The organism is Aliivibrio sifiae (assembly GCF_002954715.1).
Taxonomy (GTDB): Bacteria; Pseudomonadota; Gammaproteobacteria; order Enterobacterales; family Vibrionaceae; genus Aliivibrio; species Aliivibrio sifiae.
The window spans coordinates 964,565-970,973 of record NZ_MSCP01000002.1 but is presented as its reverse complement, the minus strand read 5'-3'; the positions used below and the strand labels follow the sequence as shown (position 1 = coordinate 970,973).

Here is a 6,409-nt window from a genome sequence, read left to right as displayed (position 1 = left end):
TAAAATCTTGGCAAAGCAGTTCTTTTCCAAGTTGACCAAGCCGAAAGTAAGCACGCACAACAATCGCATCAACACGATTTATTACATTCGGCGTTCTGGGTTTGCCTTGGGTTTCGTGATTAAGGCGTAAAATTCAGGTTGGTCTGCATGGTAATAAACGTGTTATGCCAGCGTTATGTGAATTAATAAATTACGGGGGATGAATGTTTAACAAAAAATACTTTTGGGAAAGACTTAGCGTTGTTGCTGGGCTTGTTGCTACTGTTGTTAGTGTTTATAGCCTGTGGGTGCAAACAAGGCCAGAGCTAATATCAGTTTCAATGTCGGTATTATCGAGTGAAAAAGTTACTGATGTTGAAACGGTTCCAGGAGTCAAAGCTAAATTTACCTATGAGGGTAGAGATGTATTAGGGCTTTGGAAAATTAAAGTTAGACTTGAAAATACCAGTGAACGTAATTTAATTGGCGTGGGTTCAAAAAGCGACCTCCTGTATCGTTCTATTCCAATTAAAATAAATGAGAAATTTAAGGTTATCAATATTAATTCAGAAATTGATAATGTTGGGATTATTCCAGTATTGTTAACTGATAATGAAATTGATATCAGTTTTGAGCAATGGTCTGAAAATGAAACTACTACTCTAATTATGTATTTAGAACAACTCACAGCTGAAAATATTATACCGATACTGGAAAGTAAGTCTAAAAGTTTAATAAATGGTAAGGTTATTGTTACTGATAATTCAGATGGATTTTATACAGTGAAGAAGAGGAAACCTAGGTTTGAGATCCCAGACTGGTTAGATTCATCGATAGATTTAATAAATAGTATATCTATATCTATGTGGTTTGTACTTATTTTAAATATAATCTGGAGTACACCATTTGGCTATATTAAGTTGAGAAACTGGAAAAAACAATACTCAGATTTATTTAGTAGGCATCTAGACTCAATTATTGGGAAGGTTGACCATAATGATATTATAAATATGCTTGAGTCATATAAGGATCAACCATATAAAGCACCTAGTTGGATTTGGCGCGACTTTAATGGACCAAAATGTCCTGATTCACTAGTTGCAGAGACATTCAAATCTACAGTCGTAGTGCTTGTAATTTGCGTAATAGTGATTGCTTCATGGGTGTTGAAATTAGCGATCTAAATTCACATAACAAATGCATCAACACGATTTGCTACACTCGGCGTTGTCAGTTTGCCTTTAGTTTCAGTGATTAAGGCGTTAAAATTCAACTAAGTCTGTATCGTAGCAAACGTGTTATGCAGGCGTTAGCTGTTGAAGTTCTCCATATTTCTATTTCAATGAAAAGTAGATTCTGAGCATTTCGATGCATATTGAAGTAATTATCAATGAACATCTAAATTGATATTTCCAATTATCTTCTTATCTTCTTATCTTCTTATTTACTGTGAAGTGACTCCTAGTGAGCTAGTTACTTTGAGGTGATTTCCTCAGAAAGTCGTGATTAACATACCGTTTCTTTTAGAAAACTACTGTATAAGCTGAATTTCTATGCTGTTCTAATTTAACCTAAGACACACCAAGGATGTAACTTATCATAATAAAAGAGATTAATATGGAATTAAAAAAATTAAGTGCAGGAACAATATATAAACACCTCACAATCGGAGCTCTGATAGGCTCTTTACCAGTAGGGCTTTTATTTGGAATTTCAAGCATGTTCGATATGTCATCGATTAAATTGAACGAAACGCCAGTAATGGGTGTGATGGCCTTGGTAGTGGCTCCACTGTTTCTATTCTTTGTTAGCATTTTCTTTATCACTTTAATCGTATTGGGTTTATGGATTTATTCACGGATTAACAAAACAAAGGTTTATTACTATCGTGATGAAAACAGCTAACAAATGCATCAACACGATTTGCTACACTTGGCGTTGTCAGTTTGCCTTTAGTTTCAGTGATTAAGGTAGTAAAATTCAGCTAGGTCTGTATCGTAGCAAACGTGTTATGCAGGCGTTATGCGCCAAAAATAGGGGAGATGTCCATGCTTTTGTGCAGGATTCTAATTATCTGTATTTGTTGACTACCTGTTTGTTTGTAAAATATTACGTGGCTACCTTGGGGAAATTTTCGATAACCATTCCTAATTTCATCACAGCCTTTACCTATATCTGGATTTTCCGCTAACAACCAAAAAGAATCATCAAACTGTTTAAGGTAAATATTTCGTTGCTCTTTTCCCCAACGACGAGCCGTAAATATAGCTACATCCTTAAGATCATTTTTTGCTGAAATCGTTAATGTGAATGGCTTCATTTTGAATTTTCGCTATCAAGTTCATTAATAAATGAATCTAGATCGTAATCAGCGACTCCGCTTTCTTCTCCTTCAATAAGAGAGTTACGTAATGTATGCAATTTTGTTTCTTGTGTTTCAAGTAAACGTAACGCAGATCGAATAACCTCACTGGTTGAGCCGTATCTTCCAGATTGAATTTGTGAGCTAATAAAGCCTTCAAAATGATCACCTAAAGTAATACTTGTGTTTTTAGCCATTGCCTTAACCTTAAAATACCAAATAATATGGTGATTATGGTATAAAATTCAAATTAGTCAAGTCGCGCATAACAAAGCAATCAACACGATTTGCTACATTCGGCATTCTAGGTTTGTCTTGGGTTTTGGTGTTTAAGGCGTTAAAATTCAGGCTGGTTTGTGCAGTAGCAAACGTGTTATTGCGGCGTTACATGAAATTATTTACAGACGAATATAGGTATCATTTAAATGGATATACTGCATACTATATATGCAGTATAGATAATCATTTAATTGATTTTATAAGTTTCCATTTCAACATGGTTACTGACAATGTTTTCAAAATAATCAATTAAATCGTTTATTCTAGTATAGATCTCGTTAAATTCATCTTCATTAACTGATAGATCTGGATTATTTTCAGTCCGTTCACCATGGGCTATAGCATTCCTATATTTGACTAATTTACTATCAATATAATGTTGGTTATTCTTAAAGTGCTCCGAATCTAAACCAAGCATATTTAACAAGTCGACTAAAACTTCTGTCGTTAAATTACTTTTAGTATCAATTCTAGTCACTACGTCAATCTTAAATTTTGTCTCATTAACCTTATTTAGAGAAAAATCGATTGCTTTTAAATAAGAGTCAAATTTCTTTTGTGGGAAATTACCATTAAATTCATTTGCTAACCCTAAAGCCAAGAAGTTTGGCTTCAAATCTGAATATTTATGAGCTTTAAAATTCATGTAGTAAAAGAATGCTTCGCATACTTTTTTTACATAACCCTCCCAATGAGAATAAAGTAGCAATATCCCAGCTCTAACTAAGGTTTTATTATGAGAATCTCTAGATTGATGTATTAAGCCCTTTAAATTAGTTAATTCTTTCCTCCGCCATGCTCTTTCAGCTTGAATAACGTCAATAAAGTGCTCTTTACTTTTAATCTTCATCAACAAATAAGCTCATAGCTAAGGGAACAAATTTTGGCCAGCGATAGTTCGCTTTTGACCCAGAACCACTATAACGATTGAATGTTTCATTAGAACTAAGGTCATTACAAACGTTTCTCAATAAATCAGGCAATGCAGCTTCATCTTTTCTATTTTTAAGGAATAAATAAGTTCCTGTTGCAATTACTTCGAATATGGTTAATTGAAATCCACCCTTAAATTGATCGCCAACCTTTCTTTTAAAAGCATTATCAGACAAAGTCGCATTGAGAATTCTGAAAGTTTTTGCTAGCAATTCTTTTTCATGTTTCCAGTCAATATCACTATCAGCAAATGACTTTAATTTATTAGTTAAAAAGTCAGAAACGTCAGGAATATTCTTTAATTCACCTTCTTGAGTATTTGCTAAAGATAGTAGTCTTAAAATTAATTCCATTTCATACCGTTCTTCATAGAGGCGCTCAGTAATACTGATCGTTTCATTAAAATTTTGGTCTTTAGATAGGTCTACTAATATTTTATAGAAATCTTCATTAAGCATAATGAGTAAGCAATTTCGTACTTCTTGATCTGAAAGTTGGGAGCCTCCAGTATTTAAGCGTTGAAATAACTCAAATTTAGTACTTGTATCACTTTCTTTTTTTATGATTTTAATCTCAATTTTTTCTCGTTTGAATAAGCGCTTTAGAGATGAATCAAGTTCATTGCTTTCACCTTTCCAAATGACGCCTTCTAATAGAGGTAGGTATTCAGTAGCAGTCAATTTTAATGAACCGTCTATTTTTCCTTCTTCATTTTTTAATTCATTCATAAAGAATAGGATCGTTGATACGCGTTGTAATCCATCAACAAGATCCCAAACACCATCTTCTCGTTGAGCTACAAAAATCGAAGGTAATGGTATTCCAAGTAAAATTGACTCGATTAGTCTTACTTTTTGAGTTTCAGACCATCGAAAAAAACGTTGAAAAGCAGGGTTTATTTCTAAATCACCATCTTTATATAAGTTAACTAATTCACCAATTGACATAGGATAAGAGTCTGTGAATATTTCCTTGCGCTTTTCTTCTATTTGTTCAAGTAAATTCATGTTTTTTCCATGTTATATGAAATATATTTGGTTAATTATACGAGTATTAACTATTAAAAACAATAATTTACCTATTTGTAATGTTTGTAATTATAAATGCATTCTATATGGTTGTTTTTTATCAAGTTACACCTGATGGCTTATAATTCATGTAACAAATGCATCAACACGATTTGCTACATTCGGCATTGTAGGTTTCTTTAGGTTTAGCGTATTAAGTGGTAAATTTAGGCTTAATCTGCTTGGTAGCAAACGTGTTATGCAGGCGTTAACTGTTTCGAGGGAAATATGAATATACAGGAAGTTATGCGTATTTATAATAAATACGAACGAAAGGGAAGCTCTCTTGGTGGTTATACAAAAGTTGTTATGCCTGAGTTGGTGAAATTTGTTTCAGATACCCAATATGGTAGTTTTATCTCATTCTCTGAACTGAATGATGAAAATATAGATAGGGTCATTGAAAGTGAAATTACATACTTTACTGAGCTTGGTTTGTCGTTTGAATGGAAAACTTATGATACAGATTTACCAATTAACATTGGTGAAAAATTGAAATCTCATAGGTTTGAAAAGGGTGAATCTGAATCCTTTATGGCTCTTAGTTTAAATGCTCTACCTATGGTGAGTATTAATAATGACGAATGTGTAGAAGTAATTGATGAACAAGGGATAAAAGATGCTATTTCTGTGCAAGAACAAGTATGGGGCGGGGATTTTAGTGGTCAACTAGCTCAACTTATCAATGCGAAAAAATTAGCACCAAATGATTTAACGATATATGTAGTTTACGAAAACGCTTTGCCAGTAGCATCAGGGTGGATTGTTTATACCCCAAATAGTCCATTTGCAGGAATTTGGGGCGGTAGTACACTCAAGGAATATAGAGGTAAAGGTTATTACTCGAATCTTTTACATAAGCGAATTGATGATGCTATGAAACGTGATGTTCAATATTTAAGTATTGATGCTTCCGATATGAGTAAGCCAATTGTAGAAAAGTATGGTTTTAAATTTATTACGGAAACTACTCCATATACTTTTGATCACAGTTAACAAATGCATCAACACGATTTGCTACATTCGGCATTCCAGGTTTCTTTGAGTTTACCGTGTTAAGTGGTAAATTTAGGCTTAATCTGCATAGTAGCAAACGTGTTATGCAGGCGTTATGGCTCAGAAGATATTTTTAACATCACGGTAAAAATTTTCATGAGATCCTAATGCCATTAGCTCAAGGGTGACCGTGCCATCTTCGTAACTGTAACCAAGCAGTGTTAATTGCTTAACCATTTTGAATTTATGGACACGTAAAAATGACAAGTCACCTTTCTTTTGTTCTCCTAATAATGGCTCTTTCATTAATTCTTTAATTGCATTATCAAGATCCGTCTTTTGATTTTTATGTAACTTTTTTACTGCTTTCTTAAATGTAGGTGTCTGTAAAATTTGAGTTATATTAGCCAAAACTATAGCTCTCCAATTTTCCTGCTTCTTTTTCAGCTTTGGCAATAATTGCTTGTTTTACAAACTCATATGATAGTTCTGGGTTATCTTCCATCATTTCACCAATTTTAGCCCAGTGTTCAATTTGTTTTGGTGCGGTGCGACTGAATGCTTTAGCCATAATAGTAGCTTTTTGCACAAGGTCTTGGTCTAATCTGATGCTTGCTGTAGCCATTGTAAGTATCCTATTTAAAGTTAATTTTCACTATTGTAGTATATTGCTACGGTTGTCGCAAGTTGCGCCATAACAATCGCATCAACACGATTTACTACACTCGGCAATCTCAGTTTGCCGGGTGTTTCTCGTTTTAGGGCGTCAATTTTAAGTATAATTGCATAGTAG

9 protein-coding genes are annotated in these 6,409 nt (G+C 33.6%); 3 read left to right on the top strand and 6 right to left on the bottom strand.

Features of this window, described 5'->3' with window-relative positions:
* Positions 1-203 precede the first annotated feature (203 nt).
* Entirely contained in the window at positions 204-1,163 is a 960-nt protein-coding gene (locus BTO23_RS15635; RefSeq protein WP_105063975.1) for a hypothetical protein, read from the top strand.
* Positions 1,164-1,596: 433 nt separating this feature from the next.
* Entirely contained in the window at positions 1,597-1,884 is a 288-nt protein-coding gene (locus BTO23_RS15630; protein WP_105063974.1) for a hypothetical protein, read from the top strand.
* 115 nt (positions 1,885-1,999) lie between these two features.
* Here the strand turns inward: BTO23_RS15630 and BTO23_RS15625 are convergent, their stop codons facing one another.
* The 4 genes from BTO23_RS15625 to BTO23_RS15610 form a co-directional block, all read right to left on the bottom strand.
* Positions 2,000-2,299 (bottom strand): type II toxin-antitoxin system RelE/ParE family toxin, encoded by a 300-nt coding sequence (locus BTO23_RS15625; protein WP_017019248.1) that lies wholly within the window; start codon positions 2,297-2,299, stop codon positions 2,000-2,002.
* A complete protein-coding gene (locus tag BTO23_RS15620) occupies positions 2,296-2,538 on the bottom strand; it encodes a type II toxin-antitoxin system ParD family antitoxin (RefSeq protein WP_017019247.1) in 243 nt (80 codons plus the stop codon). Before BTO23_RS15620 ends, BTO23_RS15625 begins: the two co-directional genes overlap by 4 nt.
* Positions 2,539-2,807: 269 nt before the next feature.
* Positions 2,808-3,470, bottom strand: a complete 663-nt coding sequence (locus tag BTO23_RS15615) for an MAE_28990/MAE_18760 family HEPN-like nuclease (RefSeq protein ID WP_105063973.1) — start codon at positions 3,468-3,470, stop codon at positions 2,808-2,810.
* Positions 3,460-4,560: a DUF262 domain-containing protein gene (locus tag BTO23_RS15610; protein ID WP_105063972.1), complete on the bottom strand. Its 1,101-nt coding sequence runs from the start codon at positions 4,558-4,560 to the stop codon at positions 3,460-3,462. The genes BTO23_RS15615 and BTO23_RS15610 overlap by 11 nt, the downstream gene beginning before the upstream one ends.
* Positions 4,561-4,848: 288 nt before the next feature.
* On the opposite strand from BTO23_RS15610, the gene BTO23_RS15605 reads away from it, so the two are divergent.
* Positions 4,849-5,616, top strand: a complete 768-nt coding sequence (locus BTO23_RS15605) for a GNAT family N-acetyltransferase (protein WP_105063971.1) — start codon at positions 4,849-4,851, stop codon at positions 5,614-5,616.
* Positions 5,617-5,736: 120 nt separating this feature from the next.
* On the opposite strand, the gene BTO23_RS15600 is transcribed toward BTO23_RS15605, so the two are convergent.
* Together BTO23_RS15600 and BTO23_RS15595 are read right to left on the bottom strand one after the other, a co-directional pair.
* A complete protein-coding gene (locus BTO23_RS15600) occupies positions 5,737-6,027 on the bottom strand; it encodes a type II toxin-antitoxin system RelE/ParE family toxin (RefSeq protein ID WP_045103942.1) in 291 nt (96 codons plus the stop codon).
* Positions 6,020-6,241, bottom strand: a complete 222-nt coding sequence (locus tag BTO23_RS15595) for a TA system antitoxin ParD family protein (protein WP_045103941.1) — start codon at positions 6,239-6,241, stop codon at positions 6,020-6,022. Before BTO23_RS15595 ends, BTO23_RS15600 begins: the two co-directional genes overlap by 8 nt.
* Positions 6,242-6,409 lie beyond the last annotated feature (168 nt).

Coding starts and splice junctions, on each gene's coding strand:
- BTO23_RS15635 (WP_105063975.1), top strand. CDS start 204: ATGTTTAACAAAAAATACTTTTGGGAAAGACTTAGCGTTGTTGCTGGG.
- BTO23_RS15620 (WP_017019247.1), bottom strand. CDS start 2,538: ATGGCTAAAAACACAAGTATTACTTTAGGTGATCATTTTGAAGGCTTT.
- BTO23_RS15625 (WP_017019248.1), bottom strand. CDS start 2,299: ATGAAGCCATTCACATTAACGATTTCAGCAAAAAATGATCTTAAGGAT.
- BTO23_RS15615 (WP_105063973.1), bottom strand. CDS start 3,470: ATGAAGATTAAAAGTAAAGAGCACTTTATTGACGTTATTCAAGCTGAA.
- BTO23_RS15630 (WP_105063974.1), top strand. CDS start 1,597: ATGGAATTAAAAAAATTAAGTGCAGGAACAATATATAAACACCTCACA.
- BTO23_RS15610 (WP_105063972.1), bottom strand. CDS start 4,560: ATGAATTTACTTGAACAAATAGAAGAAAAGCGCAAGGAAATATTCACA.
- BTO23_RS15595 (WP_045103941.1), bottom strand. CDS start 6,241: ATGGCTACAGCAAGCATCAGATTAGACCAAGACCTTGTGCAAAAAGCT.
- BTO23_RS15605 (WP_105063971.1), top strand. CDS start 4,849: ATGAATATACAGGAAGTTATGCGTATTTATAATAAATACGAACGAAAG.